This window comes from Arthrobacter sp. DNA4 (assembly GCF_024362385.1).
Taxonomy (GTDB): Bacteria; Actinomycetota; Actinomycetes; order Actinomycetales; family Micrococcaceae; genus Arthrobacter.
In genome coordinates, this window is record NZ_CP101466.1 from 3318341 (window position 1) to 3335062 (window position 16722).

The 16722-nt window shown below is 65.9% G+C and carries 20 protein-coding genes; 13 read left to right on the forward strand and 7 right to left on the reverse strand.

What is annotated here, in order from left to right:
• From NMQ03_RS15305 to asd, 11 genes are all read left to right on the forward strand, one after another.
• Positions 1-969 carry an NUDIX domain-containing protein gene (locus tag NMQ03_RS15305; protein WP_255172870.1) on the forward strand — a complete coding sequence of 323 codons (969 nt, stop codon included), beginning with the start codon at positions 1-3 and terminating at the stop codon, positions 967-969.
• Between the two features lie 119 nt (positions 970-1088).
• The gene (locus tag NMQ03_RS15310; RefSeq protein ID WP_255172871.1) at positions 1089-2687 is read left to right on the forward strand and encodes a hypothetical protein; all 1599 of its coding nucleotides are present in this window, start codon (positions 1089-1091) and stop codon (positions 2685-2687) included.
• Complete coding sequence (locus NMQ03_RS15315) at positions 2665-3468, forward strand: thymidylate synthase (RefSeq protein ID WP_255172872.1); 804 nt, start codon at positions 2665-2667, stop codon at positions 3466-3468. The genes NMQ03_RS15310 and NMQ03_RS15315 overlap by 23 nt, the downstream gene beginning before the upstream one ends.
• Positions 3465-4049: a dihydrofolate reductase gene (locus NMQ03_RS15320; RefSeq protein ID WP_255172873.1), complete on the forward strand. Its 585-nt coding sequence runs from the start codon at positions 3465-3467 to the stop codon at positions 4047-4049. The genes NMQ03_RS15315 and NMQ03_RS15320 overlap by 4 nt, the downstream gene beginning before the upstream one ends.
• Before the next feature lie 4 nt (positions 4050-4053).
• Positions 4054-4272, forward strand: a complete 219-nt coding sequence (locus NMQ03_RS15325; RefSeq protein ID WP_018760496.1) for an NF038396 family protein — start codon at positions 4054-4056, stop codon at positions 4270-4272.
• Between the two features lie 112 nt (positions 4273-4384).
• Positions 4385-5344 carry a hypothetical protein gene (locus NMQ03_RS15330; protein ID WP_255172874.1) on the forward strand — a complete coding sequence of 320 codons (960 nt, stop codon included), beginning with the start codon at positions 4385-4387 and terminating at the stop codon, positions 5342-5344.
• Between the two features lie 19 nt (positions 5345-5363).
• Positions 5364-6026: a hypothetical protein gene (locus NMQ03_RS15335; protein ID WP_255172875.1), complete on the forward strand. Its 663-nt coding sequence runs from the start codon at positions 5364-5366 to the stop codon at positions 6024-6026.
• Position 6027: 1 nt separating this feature from the next.
• On the forward strand, positions 6028-6450 hold the full coding sequence (locus NMQ03_RS15340) for a hypothetical protein (RefSeq protein ID WP_255172876.1): 423 nt from the start codon (positions 6028-6030) through the stop codon (positions 6448-6450).
• A 17-nt stretch (positions 6451-6467) separates the two neighbouring features.
• Positions 6468-6977 carry a hypothetical protein gene (locus NMQ03_RS15345; protein WP_255172877.1) on the forward strand — a complete coding sequence of 170 codons (510 nt, stop codon included), beginning with the start codon at positions 6468-6470 and terminating at the stop codon, positions 6975-6977.
• Between the two features lie 77 nt (positions 6978-7054).
• Positions 7055-7468, forward strand: coding sequence for a hypothetical protein (locus tag NMQ03_RS15350; protein WP_255172878.1), 414 nt, complete (start codon positions 7055-7057; stop codon positions 7466-7468).
• A gap of 116 nt (positions 7469-7584) precedes the next feature.
• Complete coding sequence (gene asd, locus NMQ03_RS15355) at positions 7585-8715, forward strand: aspartate-semialdehyde dehydrogenase (protein ID WP_255172879.1); 1131 nt, start codon at positions 7585-7587, stop codon at positions 8713-8715.
• A gap of 57 nt (positions 8716-8772) precedes the next feature.
• Here asd and NMQ03_RS15360 read toward each other — a convergent pair whose 3' ends face one another.
• The 6 genes from NMQ03_RS15360 to NMQ03_RS15385 form a co-directional block, all read right to left on the reverse strand.
• A complete protein-coding gene (locus NMQ03_RS15360; RefSeq protein ID WP_255172880.1) occupies positions 8773-9750 on the reverse strand; it encodes a hypothetical protein in 978 nt (325 codons plus the stop codon).
• 151 nt (positions 9751-9901) lie between these two features.
• Positions 9902-10999: a winged helix DNA-binding domain-containing protein gene (locus tag NMQ03_RS15365; RefSeq protein ID WP_255172881.1), complete on the reverse strand. Its 1098-nt coding sequence runs from the start codon at positions 10997-10999 to the stop codon at positions 9902-9904.
• Positions 11000-11037: 38 nt separating this feature from the next.
• Positions 11038-12105: a UDP-N-acetylmuramate dehydrogenase gene (locus tag NMQ03_RS15370; RefSeq protein WP_255172882.1), complete on the reverse strand. Its 1068-nt coding sequence runs from the start codon at positions 12103-12105 to the stop codon at positions 11038-11040.
• A 22-nt stretch (positions 12106-12127) separates the two neighbouring features.
• The gene (locus NMQ03_RS15375; RefSeq protein ID WP_255172883.1) at positions 12128-13405 is read right to left on the reverse strand and encodes a sugar MFS transporter; all 1278 of its coding nucleotides are present in this window, start codon (positions 13403-13405) and stop codon (positions 12128-12130) included.
• Positions 13406-13415: 10 nt separating this feature from the next.
• Positions 13416-13853 (reverse strand): MaoC family dehydratase, encoded by a 438-nt coding sequence (locus tag NMQ03_RS15380; RefSeq protein ID WP_255172884.1) that lies wholly within the window; start codon positions 13851-13853, stop codon positions 13416-13418.
• 2 nt (positions 13854-13855) lie between these two features.
• Positions 13856-14317 (reverse strand): MaoC family dehydratase N-terminal domain-containing protein, encoded by a 462-nt coding sequence (locus NMQ03_RS15385; protein ID WP_255172885.1) that lies wholly within the window; start codon positions 14315-14317, stop codon positions 13856-13858.
• Between the two features lie 129 nt (positions 14318-14446).
• On the opposite strand from NMQ03_RS15385, the gene NMQ03_RS15390 reads away from it, so the two are divergent.
• Positions 14447-14809 (forward strand): metalloregulator ArsR/SmtB family transcription factor, encoded by a 363-nt coding sequence (locus NMQ03_RS15390; protein ID WP_255172886.1) that lies wholly within the window; start codon positions 14447-14449, stop codon positions 14807-14809.
• A gap of 12 nt (positions 14810-14821) precedes the next feature.
• Positions 14822-16507 (forward strand): SulP family inorganic anion transporter, encoded by a 1686-nt coding sequence (locus NMQ03_RS15395; RefSeq protein WP_255172887.1) that lies wholly within the window; start codon positions 14822-14824, stop codon positions 16505-16507.
• Here NMQ03_RS15395 and NMQ03_RS15400 read toward each other — a convergent pair.
• On the reverse strand, positions 16497-16721 hold the full coding sequence (locus NMQ03_RS15400) for a DUF3188 domain-containing protein (protein WP_224026693.1): 225 nt from the start codon (positions 16719-16721) through the stop codon (positions 16497-16499). The two genes, NMQ03_RS15395 and NMQ03_RS15400, sit on opposite strands and share 11 nt — an antisense overlap.
• Position 16722: the final 1 nt, after the last annotated feature.

The following is a 16722-nucleotide window of genomic DNA, read 5'->3' on the forward strand; positions in this document are numbered from 1 at the left end:
TTGTCGAGCGATGCACTCATAGCTGACCAGACTGACCACCCGGGGGAACCCATAGCTGTAACTGCTGCGGGCGCCATTCCCTGGCGCGCCGGCAGGGACGGCCTGGAGGTCCTGCTGATCCACCGGCCCCGCTATGACGACTGGTCATGGCCCAAGGGAAAGATCGACGCCGGCGAGACAATCCCCGAATGCGCCGTCCGTGAGGTGTGGGAGGAGATCGGCCTTAAGGCGCCCCTGGGCATACCCCTGCCTCCCATCCACTACCACGTTGCGTCAGGCCTCAAGGTCGTCCACTACTGGGCCGTCAAGGTCAACGGCGAGACCGTGGTTCCTGACGGCAAGGAGGTGGACAGCGTCATGTGGTGCGCCCCCGAAAAGGCCGCCCGCCTGCTGTCCAACCCGTCCGACGTCGGCCCACTTGAATACCTGCGCGACGCGCACGAACGCGGGGAACTGGACACGTGGCCCCTGCTGGTGCTCCGCCATGCCAAGGCCAAGCCGCGCTCATCCTGGAGCAAGGCCGAGGGAGAACGCCCGCTGGCGGCCACCGGATCCCGGCAGGCCCAGGCCGTGGGCCGGCTCCTGCAGGCATGGAAGCCGATGCGGGTGGTCACCAGCCCTTGGTTGCGCTGCGTTGCAACCGTCGCGCCGTACGCGCGGGCCACGGGCGCGAAAGTGAAGCTCGCGGAGGGCTTGACCGAGCACAAGCATCAGCGCAGTCCGAAGAAGACGGCGGCCGTCATCGAATCGCTTGTCGACAAGCAACGGGCTGTGGTGGTCTGTACCCACCGGCCCGCCCTGCCCACGGTGCTCAAGCAGCTTGCCACCCACATGCCATCACACCTGGCGAAGCTGCTGCCCGCCCACGAGCCGTTCCTGTCCCCGGGCGAGGTGGTGGTCTGCCATGTGGCCAACAGCGGTAAGAAACGGGTTGTAGCGGTGGAGCAGTTCAAGCCCTTCGATGACTAAGGCAACCCGCTCCGCTTGACCCCAGGCCGGTATCCCCCTTGACTTGGGTGAACGATGCACAGTTCTGGGGGGATAACGTGCCGTCTGCCACGACCACAGTTGTTTTAGATGCTCCACCCATGGCCTTCCTCTGGCCGTTCCTGCTCGCCGGCGGCGCGTACCTCCTGCTTCGTTTCCTGATCCGCGGCGCCCATGGCCGGGACACTACGGCCGCAGCGTCCCGGCATGCGCTGTGCATCGGCGTCATCGGATGGATGGCAAGCTCCCTGCTTCCTGCTGCGAATGCGGGCATTCTGCCACTATCCGGGGCATCAACCGAGCCCGTGGACATCGCCCCGGCCCTCGCTTGGCCGGTCCTCGGCTGCCTGACCGCACACGCGCTGGGGCAGGCAAGCTACCCCAAAGCACGCCCCCGGCCGGTCCTGCAGAGCGGAAAGCCTCCCCGGCTCCGAGGGTTGGTTTCCCGTCCCCTCGCCTGGACGGTGACGGTGATCTTCCTACTGTCCGCCGCCCAGATCGCGTGGACGTCCACCCTGCCCGGTTTCGACCCCCGCCCGTATGGCTCACGTCCGGATGGTGAGGGCGGCTACGCCACCTTCGGCGGAGAAGGCCGGATCCCTGGCGTGGAGCTGGCGATGTACCTGGGCGGGGCGTTGTTCGTCCTGGCTGGCGGAACCCTCGCCGTGCTGTTGCTGATCAGCCGCAGGGCGCCGGTGGACGGACTTGCTCCCGGACCGGACAGAGTCCTGCGGACCATCACCACGAACCGCCTGCTCCGTACGGTGGCGACAATCGCGTCCGGGTTGGCGGCCATTGCGGGGAACCACGCAGCCCGGCCCGATCCGGCCGTTGGCCCCGTGAACTGGTTCAACCCGGCCGGTGCGTTGAATCTGGCGGTGCTGCTACTGATGTTGCTGTGGGCACCGCCCAGGTTTCCCGGGGCTCCAATATCCCGCCGGGATGCCAGCGCGCGGGCCCAGCCGGCGACGCGGCTGTCGGTATCAGTCGGCGCCGCGATGGGGCTGGCAGCGTTCGTGCCAATACCCGCTGCATTCTTCGCCCCGGGAGCCCTGACGGGGCATCCCGCGCTTTTCGTGGCGGTATCCGCAGCTGCAGTCCTGGCCGTTGTTTCACTCGGCGAACTGCTGGTCCACCGGAATTACGGGACCGCGGACGAGCCCCGGCACTGGCCCCGCCAACCGGTTTCACCCGTCCTGGCCTGCACCCTGGTTGCGGCTGCTACCGTTCTCGTGGCTGTCGTTTTCCTTGTTGCCTGGCGGCAGGTTGAGCTGGGAGTGGAGCAGTCATGGCCGGTCACTGTTTGGACCACTGCCGGGGTTGTGCTCGTTTCGGGCTTTCCCCTGCTGCTTGCCCGCCGGCGCAGCAGCGTTCCAGGGGCTGTCCCGGGACTCGACGCCGCACTCCGCGCCATCGCCGTGCACCGGGTGGTCCGGACGCTGGCGGCGTTCCTGGTAAGCCAGGCCGGGGTGCTTCTGATGAGCGCCGGACCAAAGCTGTACCGGGCATCGCCACTCAGTCCGGAACCGTGGGACATCTTCTGGCAGGCTGCCCCAGCCGTGGGTGCCCTCCTCGCAGCCGCGGGCGTGGTGATCGCCGTGATCCCCGTCGGTGGAACAGCCCAGCGCAGCGGCGTAGCACCGCCAGCCGGACATCTTCAGCCAGTAGACTTGGGGCGTGAGCATCCCAACGCCTTATGAAGACCTCCTGCGCGATGTCCTGGCCACCGGCACCCATAAATCGGACCGCACGGGCACCGGAACCACCAGCGTTTTCGGGCGCCAGATCCGCTTTGACCTTTCGAAGAGCTTCCCGCTGATCACCACCAAGCGGGTCCATTTCAAGTCCGTGGCGGTTGAGCTCCTGTGGTTCCTGCGCGGCGAGACCAACATCAAGTGGATGACGGACCAGGGCGTCACCATCTGGAACGAGTGGGCGGACGCGGACGGCGACCTTGGCCCTGTCTACGGCGTGCAGTGGCGCAGTTGGCCCACCCCGGACGGCGGCCACATCGACCAGATCGCCGAACTCATCGAGAACCTGAAGTCGAATCCAGACTCGCGCAGGCACATCGTGTCCGCGTGGAACGTCTCCGAACTCAACGACATGGCACTCCCGCCCTGCCACGCGTTCTTCCAGTTCTACGTGGCCAACGGCAAGCTCTCCTGCCAGCTCTACCAGCGCTCCGCTGACATGTTCCTGGGCGTCCCCTTCAACATCGCCTCCTATGCGCTGCTCACCTGCATGGTCGCCCAGCAGGTGGGCCTTGAGCCCGGCGAATTCGTGTGGACAGGCGGTGACGTGCACATCTACGAGAACCACATGGACCAGGTCCTCAAGCAGCTGGAACGCGAGCCCTACGAGTACCCGCAGCTGAAGATCACCCGCAAGCCGGCCTCGATCTTCGACTACACGCTGGAGGACTTCGACGTGGTGGGCTACCAGCACCACCCCACGATCAAGGCGCCGATCGCCGTATGAGCACCGAAAACTTCACTGATCCCCAGTCCTTTACGGAGGAGCTGGCTGCCTCGATCACCGGCGTCGGCCTGGTCTGGGCGCAGACCTCCGACGGTGTGATCGGCAAGGACGGTGACATGCCCTGGCACCTCCCCGAGGACCTCAAACACTTCACCCGCCTCACCAGCGGCCATCCGGTCATCATGGGCCGGAAGACCTGGCTGTCGTTCCCGGACAAGTACCGCCCGCTGCCCGGGCGCACGAACATTGTCATCACCCGGCAGAAAAGCTGGGCCAACACGCCCGAGGCGGAGGGCGCCGTTGTGGTCCCCTCCCTTGATGACGCGCTCCTTGAGTCGCAGTTCGTCGACGGCGGCGAGACCGTCTGGATCCTGGGCGGCGGTGAGGTCTTCCGCCAGTCCACCGAGCTCGCCAACGTCGCGGTGGTCACCACCATCGATGTGAAGGCCGACGGCGACACGTTCGCCCCGGAGCTCGGGGCCAGCTGGGAGGCCACCGCCTCCGTCCCGCCGGACGGCTGGCTCACGGCCGCCAACGGCACACGCTACCGATTCACCAAATGGTCACGGACCGAGGGCTAGGAACATGCTGAAGAAACCGGAAACCCTGTTCGTCCTGGGCTACATGCTGCTGCCCCTGCTGGCGCTGCTGTCCGCGATCGTGGGACTGACCATGATCCTGGGAGGCAACAAGATCGCCGGAGCCATCGTGCTGGTGGTGGTCACGCAGGTGTTCACCTTCGGGGCGTTCTTCGCGCTGCGCGCGCGGAAGGCGGCCGTCCTGGAGCAGTCAGACCAGAGCTAGCGCTTTCGGCAGCGACATGCGGAGACCGCCCCATCGCGGGTGGTTCTGTCCTGGCCTAGGCTGGGCACGCAGCACTCTGGGGGCTGTTGAATGAATATTGGGGGGAATCCTGGTGGCAGGAACTTTATGGGGTGCCGACGTGGAGCAACTGCGGGCCCTCGCGCAGCAGTTCAACAAGACGGCGGATCTGCTGCAGCAGCAGTCGACGCAGCTGAGCAGCCAGATCAACAACAACCCGGCCTGGAAGGGCGCGGACGCCCAGCGGTTCCGCTCGGACTGGAACACCAGCCACCGGACCCTTCTCCAGCAGACCGTCTCGCGGCTGCAGCAGGAATCGAAAGTACTGCTCAAGAACGCCGATGAGCAGGAGAAGGCGAGCACCAGCGGCTCGGGAGGAGCGGGCGAGCCTGGTGTGTCTGTCGACGCCAGCACCTCCCGTCCGCCGGTGCCTGGCCAGGGCAGCAACGATCCGTGGGGCCCGGACTGGCTCACTGATCCGGATTCCCCGTTCCGCGATGGCTGGGACATCTACGGCCTCACGAAGGCTTTCCCGAACATTCGAGCCGGGCTCTTCGACATCGGTGCCATGCTCCACAAGTCGCGAATCGGCGATTTTTTTGATCCGACAGCATGGCGGGCGTTCGAGGAATCCAACGAATTCAGCAGGTTTTTCAACCTGTCCAACAATTTGCTTGAAGGCAAATTCCACGAAGTCCTGAACCTCGCCGACACCACCAAGGCGTTCAAGTACCTGGACGGCTTCGGCAAGGGACTGGGCGTTGTGGGTGTGGGCCTGGACGCCATGGACGCCTTCAACAACATCAAAGAGGGCGACTACGAGGCAGGCGCCTATTCCGGCGCGAAAGTTGTCTTAGGTGCCCTGTCCTTTGCTCCACCGCCGGTAGGGACGGCCTGCATGGTGGCCAGTGGCGCACTCGCGCTGTACGACAACGTCCCCGTTATCCACGAGGCGGTCGATAACGCTAAAGATAAGATCGTTGAGGGGGCAGAAGCCGTTGGCGGTGCCATCAGCGACGGGGTCGACGCAGTCGGCGACTTTTTCGGCTTCTAAGGACTGGGGAGAACAATCAGTGACTGAAACAAGCACGGCCAGGGGCACAGTTGCCGGACGAGCGTTCCCGGACGCCATCGGATTTGGTTTCGCCGAACTGACACTTCTGCTGAGTCTGCGCCGTGGCCCTGAAGCAGAGGCATCTGCCAGGGCATTGAGGCTTACGAACGAGCTCGACGACCCTTCACTGCTCGCTGCCGGTGCCTCCTCCCTAGTGGCTCGTGGCGCGGCGACAGCAGAACCCCATGGTGAACTGTCTGTCGCCGGGCCGGTAGCAGCAGTAACGAGCGCTCTGACGGAGGCAGTCAAGCACGTCCAGATCAACCTCCTGACCGCTGATTCCGTAGACAACGTGCTGTCCGTCGAGTCGCCCGAGTACAAGATACTTCTGCAGCCCCGCGCGTACCTCAGCTGGTTTGCAATGGCACAACGTCCCGACCAAACACCCGCAGAAGCGGGTTTCTACATGGTCCGTAAGCACCTAGAGGACAACCCTTCCGGGGGCGCCACCATCCGACTCCTGCAGGACGATTCGAAAAAACAACTTCTCGTCAAGCGCAGCGGGCAGGGCTGGACGGTAGGGTATGGTGCCATCGATGCACCCTCCGAACCCATTCAGGAAATGACCGGGCTCACAGACGGCCAGGTCTTGGATCACATCCGATCAATCCGACAGGACTAAAGTGCAGAACGGCATTCCAGGCAATAGCTTTATTCCCGACGACCAAGTCCGCGCCGAACACGAGCAGGCGCTGGCACGCGGGGAAAAGAGAGTCCTGTTTCGCACCGTGAGCGGTGACCTGTACAGCTATGCGAAGGACGAGCTAGGAGTGGTGACCGCCAGCTCACATCCTCAGGTACGGTCTGCGGTAAGCTTCCTGGTCATGGCGGCTGTCTTAGCTGCTGTCGCGGTGTTCTCCGTCCTGCTGGTGGCGGGACCCACAAGCAGGGGTCAAGGTCCGATGTGGAGCGCGCTGTTCTTGACAGCGGCTGGAGTTGGAGGCACCGCATACGCCATCCACATGGCGAAAGTGGCTTCAAGGGCCAAGCGCCTGCGGGCGGAACGCGGAATCCCCGAACCCACGGCCCGCCAGTTCGACCGATAACTGCCAACCTTTCCTTAGTGAAGCGTGAGGCACTACTGGCAATCGATCCTGCCGCACAGAAACTACTACTGAATCGGCCTTACTTCTATGCCACGGGAATGGACCGCACAGTCCATGCCTATACAAAGGACGAATGGGGTATTGGCGGCTCCCAGCCAACCGGAAACTACTCGGTTCATACGACTACAGGGCTCGTTGTCGTGACAGCCCTCATGACCATTCCAGCCCTCGGCGCACCCCTGATGCTGATCATTGCGCTTGCCAGCCTCAATGTAATTGTTGTCATTTTCGGACTGCTGGGTGCTGTCCTCTTCACAGGAGGATGGCTCCTGGGAGTCCGCAGCCTTCGCCGCGAACTGCGGGCGTCCAAGAAGCGCAAGCTGAAAGGGTTGCCGAAACCGCGTTTTGCACTTTCGGATGACCAGGCGCGCGCCTGGTTCGAATCGAATCCGTCCCACATCGCCATCACCCGCGAAAACTTCCCTGATAGCACTCGTCCGTTTCCTGGGGACGGGCCCGCGACCTAGAAGTCCGGGCTCCCTGGCGCCCAACCAGGGACCGCTCGGCTGCTCACCCAAACGACTAAGAACGGAAGTGGAAATTAATGGACGACGCCGTTCCTGGACCAACAGAACCGGGCCGCCGGAAGGTTTACTACCGGCAGCAGGTGGAGCTGGAGGCCGCTAAGCAGGGACTGACCACCGAAGAGTACGGCGTTTACAAGGGCTCAACCGGCAGTGCCGTCAAGCCCGTCAACTCTGCCGGCGGCTTGCTTTTCCTCACCATCCTGATCACAGTGATCATCGGAGTAGTGGCTGCGCTCCTCGTTAAACTGTTTTTGGACGGCACAGAGGAACCCAATTGGGGCCAAATCGTGTTCGCCATCGCCTTCGGGCTTTGGATTGTGCCGACGTCATGGGCTTACTACTTCAAGGAGCGCAAGGCTGCACGCCTCCGGAAGGCGGCCGGGAAAACCCTTGAGCCTCCTACCCGCCGCTCAAGCAGGCCGGACTGGTAGCGGCAGCTGGCAGCGAAAACTTGCCTGACGCCGTCGTACTTAGTAACGGGACCCGCCGGCCGGACTGGTGACGTAACCGACTGCGCCCTGCCGGTTGCGAAGTCTAAACTGTACGAATGACTACAGCAGCTACCCCTTCCGTCGGCCTGGTCGGATGGCGCGGCATGGTCGGTTCCGTCCTGATGCAGCGCATGCAGGACGAGGGCGACTTCGCCAACATCAACCCGGTGTTCTTCTCCACCTCCAACGCGGGAGGTGCCGCGCCGTCGTTCGCCGACGGTGCCGGCAAGCTCGAGAACGCGTTCGACCTCGACACTTTGGCGAAGCTGCCCATTATCGTCACCGCCCAGGGCGGGGACTACACCAAGCAGGTCCACGGCGAGCTGCGCAGCCGCGGCTGGGACGGCCTCTGGATCGACGCCGCCTCAACCCTCCGCATGAACGACGACTCGATCATCGTGCTGGACCCCATCAACCGCGACGTCATCGACAAGGGCCTGGTCAACGGCACCAAGGACTTCATCGGCGGCAACTGCACCGTGTCCTGCATGCTCATGGGCCTCGGCGGCCTGTTCAAGAACGGCCTGGTGGAGTGGGGTACCTCCATGACCTACCAGGCAGCCTCCGGCGGCGGCGCCCGGCACATGCGTGAGCTGCTCAGCCAGTTCGGCACGCTCAACGCCGAGGTCAGCACGGAACTGGACGACCCGGCGTCGGCCATCCTGGACATTGACCGCAAGGTCCTGGCCCACCAGCGCACCGACATCGACGCCACCCAGTTCGGCGTCCCCCTGGCCGGCTCCCTGATCCCCTGGATCGATGCGGACCTGGGCAACGGACAGTCCAAGGAAGAGTGGAAGGCCGGGGTTGAGACCAACAAGATCCTGGGCACCTCCGACGAAAACCACGTGATCATGGACGGCCTCTGCGTCCGCATCGGCGCCATGCGCTCCCACTCACAGGCCCTGACGCTGAAGCTCCGTGAGGACCTTTCCGTGGCCGAAATCGAGAAGCTACTGGACGAGGACAACCAGTGGGCCAAGGTGGTTCCCAACACCAAGGAAGCCTCCATGGCGGAATTGACCCCGGTGGCCGCTTCCGGCACCCTGGACATCCCGGTGGGCCGAATCCGCAAGATGGAGATGGGCCCGCAGTACATCAGCGCCTTCACCGTGGGCGACCAGCTCCTCTGGGGCGCCGCCGAGCCGCTGCGCCGCATGCTCAACATCGCCACCGGCAACCTGTAGCTTCCAGCTGCCTCACGAGCGGCCCTTGCCCGCATAACCGTTGCTGCCCGGCAGCGGTTATGCGGGCAAGGGCCGCTTTTGCGTTCCGGAATGGCGCGCCAGGAATGCGTACAGCCGTTGCCGCAGCTCTCCTGGCCGGTTCAGCTGCTGCCAATTGATCCGGAAGACTGCCCAACCCAGCTCCTGCAATGCGTTCTCCCGGCGCCGCTCCGCGAGCAGCACATCCGCCGCCGGCTTGTAGTCCGTGTACTTGGCGACGCCGTCGAACTCGATAATCGCCCGGGCGTCGGGGTCCGCGAAATCCGCCCGGAAAATGCCCTCGCGGGTGGTGATCCCAACCTGCGGTTCGAACATGCGCAGGCCAAGAGAATGCAGCATCAGCCTGGTCCGGGTCTCCCCCGGGGACTCGGACCGGGCATCCAGAACAGCCAGCAGGTCCCAGGCGCGCCTGCCGCCGCGGACCACTGGACTGTCGTTCAGCAGCTGCCGCATGGCCTCGATGGACGCACCCTTGCGCAGCGCGTGGTCACCGATCACAGCGGCCTTTTCCAAGGGCAGGATACGTGCGCAGTCCAGCACGGTCCGCTCGGCACTGGTGGTAAGGACTTCCCGCCCGTCGGGCGTCCACAGTGAAGCCTTCTCAGCTTCCGCGAGCGGCAGCCTGTGAGTCCGGACGTCCCTTCCTGCGCTGGCCTTCGAGTTGGCATACTGGGTTGTCACGTGCACGGCGGCACCGCCTTCCCAGACAAAAAGCCCCCGCAACAATGCCGCGCTCACGTGGCTGTACCGGGACCGGCCGTGGGTGGACTCGAAATGGGCCATCAGCCGGGCCTGGTCCCGGTCCCATTCTTTGAGCGCATGCCAGTTCCCGCTCCGGACGTAGGCTCCCCGCCGCAACCGAAGTACGGCACCGCTCTTCACGGCCGCAGTCAGCACACGGTCGTCCAGCCCGGCAGCCGACAATTGGTGGGTTGACGCAACCACCTGCCCGGGCCAGCGATGGTCGACGAGGGCCTGCAAATCATGGAACTTCATTGCTTAAGGGTCGACGGCGGACACCGGTATCGGAAGCACGCGACGCCGCTATGTGGAGGGACACCGGAGCGAGCGGCCCGTGCCCGCACAACCGTTGCTGCGCGCCACCGGTTATGCGGGGCAGGGCCGGTTATGTGGTGCTGGAAGCCGCTCAGGTGGCCAGGAACGTCGCGTAGCGGCGGCCGTCCTTGGCCAGGGCTGCCTGCGCCGTCGGGCCAAGCGGCCGGGCTTCGTCGAAGAGTTCGGGTACGACGGCGGCACCCGGCCCGGTGCCCTTCAGCGCCCAGGTGCCAACCACCTTCCCCGCGGCAACCACCGTCTTCTTGAAGACACCGTTCCCGCCGGGCACGATCAGGTCGGAATGCTCCGGCGACAGGACGAGGCTGCGGTCCGTGTAGCCCAGGACAAACTCATCAAAACCCGGCAGCAGGTGGACAGACCGGCCGCCGGGCACGCCGGAGTCCAGGAGCTCCGCCACCTCCGGGGACAGCCAGTAGCTGGTCCCCTCGAACTCAAGCTCCACCAGCTCGCACCGGACGTGCTCAAACGCCGTGCGGACCTCGGTCAGCGGCAGCTGCGTCCACCAAGCGAAGTCCCGGAGGGTGGCCGGGCCGTGGCTCCGGAAGTACCGCAGCAGGAACTCGACCAGAGCCTCCTCCCGCTCCAGGCTCCGGGAGGAGGGGATCCACTCATCAAACGCCGCGATCAGCTGCTGGTTGTACCAGTGGCCCCAGCACCAGCCAGCCGTGCACAACGAAGCCAGGAGATGGATCCCCCGCTGGCCCTGGGTCGGCTGGCCTCCGTCGTCGAACACCTTGAACAGTGCGGCGCGGCTGACGGGACCCTCGGCCGAGATGTGTTCCAGCGCCAGGTCGCGGGCCTTCTCCACGTCCGCCCACGTAATCTCCAGCTGCCGGTGGCGGCCCGCGATGCTCCTGGTGAGCCGTTCGGCCGTGAGGTCCAGCATCCAGCGCAGGTCCCCGGCAGCCACGAGGTGCAGCGTCCCGCGCATCGGCCAGGACCGCACCACTGTGCCGGCGTCGATGGCCGCCCGGACATCGGTGATTCCCGCCCCGGGCACCCGGACCCCGACCGCCCACAGTGCCGCCGGCAGGTCCTGCGCCTGCATGGCGGTCATCCACCGGACCAGCTCCGGCACAGAGGTGGCCTCCATCCCGGCGAGCCGCTGGGACACCAGCCGGAGCCTGCCGACCATCCTGCTGTCGCGCAGGGCACCAGATGCAGCCATGCGCCCATCCTAGGCCTGGTGCGGCCCTGGCGGGACGCCTACAGGTCCAGGCCGATGAGCAGCGGTTCAGGATGCAGCTGGATGCCAAAACGGCGTTCGACGCCGGCCCGCACCTCCCGTGCCACCGCCACCATGTCAGCGGCGCTGGCGGAACCACGGTTGGTGATGGCCAGCGTGTGCTTGGTGGACAGGGATGCGCGGCCGCCGGCCACACCGTCCGGTTCCAGACCAAAGCCCTTGCCGAACCCTGCCTGGTCGATCAGCCACGCCGCGGAAAGTTTCACCCGTCCGTCCTGGCCTGCCGGATAGCGCGGTGCCGATTCCGGCAGCGTGTCCGCCACGTCCGCCGAGACGATGGGGTTGGTGAAGAAGGAACCGGTGGAATAGGTATCGCGGTCGGCGCCGTCCCACACCATGCCCTTGGAGGCGCGCAGCCGTAGCACTTCCCGGCGGACGTCATTGGCGTAGGCACGCTTGCCCACCTCCACGCCCAGGGAGCGGGCCAGTTCGGCGTAGCGGATGGGAGCGCTCATCCGTCCGAGCGGCAGCTGAAACTCGACGGTAAGGACCACGTACCGGGGCGAGCCGTTGACGGTGGTGCGCTTGAGGATGGAGTCCCGGTAGCCGAACTTCAACTCGGAATTGGTGAAGGTCTGGACGGCATTGCGTTCGCGGTCCCACGTGCGGACGGCCGCGATGGTCTGGGACACTTCGGCGCCGTAAGCCCCCACATTCTGGACCGGGGTGGCACCCGTTGAACCCGGGATGCCGGACAAGGCCTCGATCCCGGACCACGCGTGGCGGACCGCATGCTCCACGAGCTTGTCCCAGTTATGGTAAGCCTGCACCACTACTGCCACTCCCCCGCACGAGTCCTCCGCGTTGACCGTGAACCCCTCCGAGGCGATTTTGACGACGGTCCCGGGGTACCCGTCGTCGGACACCAGGAGGTTTGACCCGCCGCTGATGATCAGAACCTGCTCGCCGGCCGCATCTGCGGTCCGGACGGCATCGATGATCTCTGCCTCGGTCCGGGCCTCGATGAACTTGCCGGCGGGGCCGCCGACGGCGGAGGTGGTCAGGGAGGAAAGCAGGGTGGGAGTCACCCGTCAACAATACTAGGGAAACCTAGTGGAGCTTCCGGGCCACCGGGGACAGCACGAAGCTCACAGCGAGCATCACCATCACGGCGAGGAGTGAGTGCAGGATGCCCACGTGTTCGGCCAGCAGGCCGAGCAGCGGCGGCCCGCACAGGAACGCGCCGTAGCCGATCGTGGACACCACCGAGACCCGGGCCGCGGCCTTGGCGGGATCGTCGGCAGCGGCGGACATGCCCACCGGGAAGCCGAGAGATGCTCCCAGGCCCCACAGTGCGAGCCCGACGTAGGCAAGCCACGGCACCGGCGCAAAGACGAAGACGCCCAGTCCCAGCACAGCCAGTGCAGCGCACCAGCGCATCACGGGAACCCTGCCGAATCTGTCCAGCAGCACCGTCCCGGCAAAACGCCCGATGGTCATAAACGTGACGAACAGCCCGTAGCCGTCGGCACCGGCAGCATCGCTCTGCCCGTGGCCGTCGGCCAGGGCAAGGGCCACCCAGTCCCCTGCCGCGCCTTCGGCCAGGGCGAGGCCCAGCACCAGGACACCCAGGAGCAGGGTCCGCCGGTCCCGCCATGCCCGGGCGATCTTGCGCTTGTTGTCCAGCGGGGCGTCGCCGGAGGCGGTTCCTGGAGTGATCACGGGAATCGGCCCGGTACTGGGGTCCTCGAAGGTATCCGGGGAGTAACTGCGCTCCCCCGCCACCGGGGTGACGTCGGCACGGAACCAGGACGCGGCCGTTGCTACCGAAACCGCCACCACCGCCCCTGCCGCCGCAAGGTGCCAGAACACCGGCAGGGACACCGCGGCGGCAACGGCCCCCAGCCCCGCGCCTGCCACCGTTCCCAGGCTGAAGGCCCCGTGGAGCCGCGGCATGATGTGCCGGCCCACCGCGCGTTCCACCGCGGCACCTTCAACGTTGGACGCCGTGTTCCAGCTTCCGGTGCCCAGGCCAATGATGGCCAGGCCGATCGCGGTTGCCACCGGGCTTGCCAGCACGGTTGTGCCAAAACCCGCCGTCAGCAGGCCTGCACCCACCATGATGCTGCCTGTCCGGATGGTCCGCTTGGAGCCCAGCCGCAGCACGATCAGCCCTGAAGCAGACACGGAGGCAAAGGATCCCAGCGTCATGCACAGCAGGATGACGCCGATGTTGCCCGGGGTGAGGTCCAGCGTGTCCCGGATAGCGGGCAGCCGGGACACCCAGGAGGCAAAGGCAAGGCCGCTGGCGCCGTAGGCCACCACGACGGCGTTTCGCCAGGCAGTGACCTGCCCGGCCGTTGCGGTGGTTCCTGCAGAAGTGGTCAAAAGGTGCAGCTCAAGACAGCTTGACGAGGGCCTGGGCCTTCATCAGGACCTTCTGCCCGGCGGAGACAACGGTGAGGTCGACGCGCGCGGTGCCCGCATCCGCGTCGAGCTTTCCAATGGTGCCGCTGACCTCGATGGTGGCCCCGGGCTGGCCGGTTCCGGTGGTGTCGGTCACCAGGACCGGCTTGGTGAAGCGGGTCTGGAAATCGACGACGGCGGCCGGGTCGCCTGCCCAGTCAGTCACCAACTGGACGGCCGAGCCCATGGTGAACATGCCGTGCGCGATGACACCGGGCAGTTCCACGCCGGTGGCGAAGGCCTCGTTCCAGTGGATGGGGTTGAAGTCCCCGGAGGCGCCGGCGTACTTGACCAGGTCGGTGCGCGTGACCTCGATGGTGCGGCTGCCGATTTCCTGGCCGGCGCTGAGTTCATTGAAGCTGGGGCTCATGGTTACTGTCCCTCTCCGCGGACCAGGATGGATGACGTGGTGGTGGTGACGGGTTCCCGCGAATCACCGGAACCGAGGGCGAAGATCTCCGAACGCGTGGTGATCATGGCGCCGCCGCCCATGGCACGGACGCCGTCAACATGCAGTTCCGCGACGAGGCGGTCCCCGGCGACGATGGGCCGGTGGTGGGTGAAGCGCTGGTCTGCGTGGACCACGCGGGAGAAGTCGATGCCTGCGTCCGGGTCCTCGATGAGCTGGGCGTCGGCGCGCTGGGCGATGATGATGGCGAAGGTGGGCGGTGCCACCAGATCGGGGTGGCCCAGGGCCTTGGCTGCGTCCACGTCAAAGTGCGCGGGGTGGGTCGCCTTCACGGCGCGGGCGAACTCACGGATTTTCTCGCGGCCGACGTCATACACCTCTGCGGCAGGGTAGCTACGGCCCTGCAGGTCCGGATTGATAGTCATGGATTCCAGCCTATCGCTGCCCCGCCCTCCATAAGACGCCCTCTGGGGTGATATGATGATTTCATCAATTCATCAAGTCGCTGCGTCCGGTGTGCCGGGCAGCCATCACGCACAGGAGCGCCACTTTTGATGCTGTCTTCCGCCCAAGCCCCGCTCTACGAGATCAAAGCGAACCTCTTCAAAGGCCTGGCCCACCCCGCCAGGATACGCATCCTTGAGCTGCTGGCCGCGGCGCCGCAGGAGTCTGCCCCGGTGAGTTACCTTTTGGCAGAAACCGGACTGGAGGCCTCGCACCTCTCCCAGCACCTTGCCACCTTGCGGAAGCACAGGGTGGTGACCTCCGTACGCAGCGCCAATGCGGTGACGTACCAGCTTGCCCACCCAGGGGTCTCGCAGCTGCTTGCCATTGCCCGGACCTTCCTTGTGGACAGCCTGGCCGACTCCAATGAGCAGCTGCGGCTGGCACGGCAGCTGCCGCGGAACACCTGGTAGCGGGTCAGCCAAGTGACTGCGAACCCGGTCACGGCCCGTGGCACGGCCACGGAGAGCATCACCCGGTTCCTGCCCTCGCGGAAGGATTACGCCGGCCTTGCCGGCACCTGGCGCACCGACCTGCTGGCAGGGATCACCGTGGGCATTGTGGCGTTGCCGCTGGCCCTCGCGTTCGGCGTCAGCTCCGGGGTGGGCGCCGAAGCGGGCCTCATCACGGCGATCGTGGCCGGGCTGGTGGCGGCTGTCATGGGCGGCTCCCCGGTACAGGTATCCGGACCCACTGGCGCCATGGTGGTGGTACTGGCCCCCGTGGTGGCGGTCCACGGCATCGGCAGCGTCGCCCTCTTGTCCCTGATGGCTGGTCTGCTGGTCTGCGCTTTGGGATTCAGTGGCCTGGGCCGGGCCGTGGCCTTCATCCCCTGGCCCGTCGTGGAAGGCTTCACGCTGGGCATTGCCGCCATCATCTTCCTCCAGCAGGTTCCGCTGGCCACCGGCACGTCCGGCACCCCGGGGCACAACACCCTCCTTGCCGCAGTGGAGGCGGCAGCAGGGGCCGCCGCCCCGACGGTGGTGCTGACGCTCGCGCTCGTGGCGGGAGTCGCCGTCGTGATGGTCCTGGTGCAGAAGTTGTTCCGCGCCCTGCTTACCAGCCTGCTGGCGGTACTCCTGGCGACCGCCGCTGCCGAAATGCTGCAGCTCGACGTCCCGCGGATTGGTACACTCCCGCATTCCCTTCCGGCTCCGTCCTTCCCCGCCCTCGACCCTGCTTCCCTGGGCAACCTGGCGATGCCCGCCGTGGCTGTCGCCTTCCTGGCTGCCATCGAGTCACTGCTCTCGGCGCGCGTGGCCGCGGGGATGGCCGGGCCGAACGGCAGGCCCACCGGCCCCTACAGCCCCGACCGTGAGCTGATGGGACAGGGCCTGGCTTCCATCGCGGCCGGCCTGTTCGGCGGAATGCCGGCCACAGGAGCCATTGCACGGACCGCGGTCAACGTGCGGTCCGGCGCCAGGACCCGCCTGGCCGCAGCGGTGCACGCCATCGTGCTGCTGGGCATCACTTACCTGGCGTCAGGAATGGTCAGCCGCATCCCGCTGGCGGCACTGGGCGGAGTCCTGATGGTCACGGCAGTACGGATGGTCTCGCGGCGCACCATCACCGCCATCCTGCGTTCCACCCGGGCAGACGCCGCGGTCTTCGTACTGACGGCCGTCATCACGGTGGCCTTCGACCTCATCATTGCCATCCAGATAGGGCTGGCCGCGGCGGCCCTCTTCGCGCTGCGGAAATTCGCTTCGCTGAGCGGGGTCCAGCGCGAGGAGATTCCCGGTCCGCCGGTGGAAGGAGACGAACACATCGCGGTCTTCCGGCTGGATGGAGCGATGTTCTTTGGTGCCGCCGAACGCATCCTCCAGGAGATCAGCCAGGTCAAGGACGTGCAGGTGGCCATCATCAGGTTGTCCCAGCTGCGGATGCTGGACGCGACCGGCGCCCACGCCCTGGTGGAGGTCATTTCCGCCCTGGAGCTGCGCGGCATCACCGTTTTGCTCAAGGGTGTGCGGCCGGACCACCTTGACCTGGTGACCAACGTGGGCGTGATCCGTTCCCTGCGGCACCACAAGCACCTGTTCGACCAGCTCCCGGATGCCGTGGAACATGCCCGCAGCCACGTGCTGCGGAACGCGGCAGCTAGCGCCTGAGGTTTTTGCGGATCGCCTGGCCCCGGACCACGATGCCCACGACGTGGAGGACCAGCCCCAGCCCGATGAGGGGCAGGGAAGCCATGGCCAGCGCCTGGTTGCCGCTGGTGTTGCCCACCAGGTTCAGGATGATGCCGACGGCGATCAGTCCCATTGCGCTGAAGACCAGGACTTTGTAGCGGGTAGGCGCGGTGGCCCAGAATTCGTTCAGCACC